The sequence below is a fragment of the Rhizobium sp. SEMIA 4085 genome, from assembly GCF_013004495.1.
Lineage (GTDB): Bacteria > Pseudomonadota > Alphaproteobacteria > Rhizobiales > Rhizobiaceae > Rhizobium > Rhizobium gallicum.
In genome coordinates this window covers 1-3,097 of sequence record NZ_JABEPH010000520.1, presented here as the reverse complement: position 1 = coordinate 3,097, position 3,097 = coordinate 1, and the positions used below count along the sequence as shown (strand labels likewise).

At 61.2% G+C, this 3,097-nt stretch carries 2 protein-coding genes and 1 pseudogene; all 3 read left to right on the top strand.

Annotation, left to right across the window (positions count from 1 at the left end):
• Positions 1-393: ATP-binding protein (locus tag C9413_RS30260; protein ID WP_246703893.1), on the top strand; the 393-nt coding region annotated here is incomplete at its 5' end.
• Positions 390-1,841 (top strand): nitrogen regulation protein NR(I), encoded by a 1,452-nt coding sequence (gene ntrC, locus C9413_RS30255; protein WP_039844829.1) that lies wholly within the window; start codon positions 390-392, stop codon positions 1,839-1,841. The genes C9413_RS30260 and ntrC, both read left to right, overlap by 4 nt.
• Positions 1,842-2,065: 224 nt before the next feature.
• Positions 2,066-3,097, top strand: a pseudogene (locus C9413_RS30250) (PAS domain-containing sensor histidine kinase); the annotation flags it as partial.

Here is a 3,097-nt window from a genome sequence, read left to right as displayed (position 1 = left end):
TTCCTCAACCTCGTGCAGAATGCAGCCGAAGCAGTCGGAGACCGGCAGGATGGCGAGATCATGCTGACGACGGCCTATCGCCCCGGCATCCGCCTTTCTGTCGCCGGAACGCGCGAAAAAATCTCGCTGCCGCTGGAGTTCTGCGTGCACGACAACGGTCCCGGCGTGCCGTCCGACTTGTTGCCGCATCTCTTCGATCCGTTCATCACCACGAAGACGAACGGCAGCGGCCTCGGCCTTGCACTGGTCGCCAAGATCATCGGCGATCACGGCGGAATCATCGAATGCGACAGCCAGAACAACAAGACGACGTTCCGCGTCCTTATGCCGGCTTCGAAGGATGCTTCGGCCGATGATGCGGCAATTGCAAACCCAACAGGAACTTCTCGATGACAGCAACGATCCTCGTCGCGGATGATGACGCGGCCATCCGTACCGTGCTAAACCAGGCGCTCAGCCGTGCAGGTTATGATGTTCGCATCACCTCCAATGCCGCCACGCTCTGGCGCTGGGTTTCGGCTGGCGAGGGCGATCTGGTCGTGACTGACGTGGTGATGCCGGACGAGAATGCCTTCGATCTGCTGCCGAGAATCAAGAAGGCTCGTCCCGAGCTGCCGGTGCTCGTTATGAGCGCGCAGAATACATTTATGACGGCCATCAAAGCCTCTGAGAAGGGCGCCTACGACTATCTTCCAAAGCCCTTCGACCTGACGGAACTCATCGGCATTATCGGTCGCGCGCTGGCGGAACCGAAAAAGAAGCCAGCCAAGCTCGACGAAGACATGCAGGACGGCATGCCGCTTGTCGGCCGTTCCGCGGCCATGCAGGAAATCTATCGCGTCCTCGCCCGGCTGATGCAGACCGACCTGACTCTGATGATCACGGGTGAATCCGGTACCGGCAAGGAGCTTGTGGCCCGCGCGTTGCACGATTACGGCAAGCGCCGCAACGGACCGTTTGTAGCGATCAACATGGCGGCCATCCCTCGTGACCTCATCGAATCCGAGCTCTTCGGCCACGAAAAGGGTGCCTTTACCGGGGCGCAGACCCGTTCCACCGGCCGCTTCGAACAGGCCGAAGGCGGCACGCTCTTCCTCGATGAAATCGGCGATATGCCGATGGACGCACAAACGCGTCTTTTGCGCGTCCTGCAGCAGGGCGAATATACGACTGTCGGCGGGCGTACGCCGATCCGCACAGACGTCCGCATCGTCGCGGCGACCAACAAGGATCTGAAGCAGGCGATCAACCAGGGGCTCTTCCGCGAGGACCTCTATTACCGCTTGAACGTCGTCCCGCTAAGGCTTCCGCCATTGCGCGACCGCGCCGAGGATATTCCGGACCTGGTTCGGCACTTCATCCAGCAGGCCGAAAAGGAAGGGCTCGGTACCAAGCGGTTTGACCAGGAAGCTATCGAGCTGATGAAGGCCTACGCCTGGCCGGGCAATGTGCGCGAGTTGGAAAATCTCATCCGCCGCTTGGTGGCACTTTATCCACAGGACGTGATCACGCGCGAGATAATCGAAGCCGAACTTCGTTCCGACGTGCCGGACAGCCCGATCGACAAGGGGCCGATCCGTGCGGGATCAATGACGATTGCCCAGGCAGTGGAAGAAAACATGCGGACTTATTTCGCAAGTTTCGGCGATAACCTGCCACCTCCGGGCCTTTACGACCGGGTGCTGACAGAACTGGAATATCCGCTGATCCTCGCCGCCTTGACAGCCACGCGGGGCAACCAGATCAAAGCGGCGGATTTGCTCGGACTCAACCGCAATACGCTGCGCAAAAAGATACGCGAACTCGGCGTTTCCGTTTACAGAAGCTCTCGAACAGCTTGACAAGGCTGCAGGCCGCGTTGCATTTTCGCCACAATGCGTTGCTTAAAGGTCACGCATAGGGTTTGGACTTCGCCATCGCATCGAGGCTGCTGAAGCTCATGTTTCAGGCTGTCCGGCGCCGTTTCAGCAGAAGGCTGAGACGCCGGGGGCTTTGCATGCATGGCGATCATATCCGGTCGATGAACCGTGACATACCGGCTTCTGCCGCTTGGAGTGATGACTTGATGAAGCAGGATGCGGCACCGCCTGCGGCAGATAGCGATGCGGTCTCGACCGTTACCGATCGCCGGGCGCTGTTTGCGCTGCCGGGTCTTGTCCTGGCCGGCGGCGCATTGCTCTGCGCGACGCTGACGCTCTTCATCCTGCTGGGTGTGACACCGATCGACCCGACGACCCGCGTCGTCATCACTTCGGTCGTGGTGAATTCCTTCTTCGTGCTTGCACTGATAGCGCTGATCGGACGCGAAGTTGCGCGGTTGCTCAAAGCGCGCACCCGCGGCCGCGCCGCTGCCCGTTTGCACATCCGGATCGTCGTCCTGTTCTCGATCGTCGCCATCACGCCGGCGATCCTGGTGGCGATCTTTGCAAGTATCACGCTGAATGCGGGGCTCGACCGGTGGTTCGCGCTGCGCACGCAATCCATCGTCAGTTCATCGCGCAATATCGGCCAGGCCTACATGATGGAGAACGCCAGCTATCTGCAGGGCCAGACCATCTCCATGGCGAACGATCTGGAACGCAACCGGGAGCTTTACAACCTCGACCGCACGGGCTTCGGGGAGTTGATGACGCGTCAGGCGCGGGGCCGCGGGCTGCTCGGCGCATTCCTAGTTGAAAGCGACGGCACTGTCATCGTTCAGGCGGACATCAAGACCGAGAAGCCGTTACCAGCGATCCCGCAGGATGCCCTGCAGAAAGCCGCCGCTGGCCAGCCGACGCTCATTCCGCCGGGCGTAACCAACCTTGTCGGCGCCATCATCAAACTCGAGCAGATTCCAAGCGCGTTCCTCTACACCGTGCGCGCCGTCGATCCGAAGGTCATGGGCGCAATGCGCATGATGGAGGAAAACGCGACGGAATACCGCTCGATGGAGGCGGGGCGCGCCCCCCTGCCGATCGCGTTCGCGGTTCTCTATATCGGGTTTGTCCTCATCGCGCTTCTTGCGGCGGTCTGGGCGGCGTTTGCCGTTGCCGACCGGGTCCTCCCCCCCCTCCCCCTCCTAACACCCCCCGCCCCCGCCCGGGCGCACCGCACC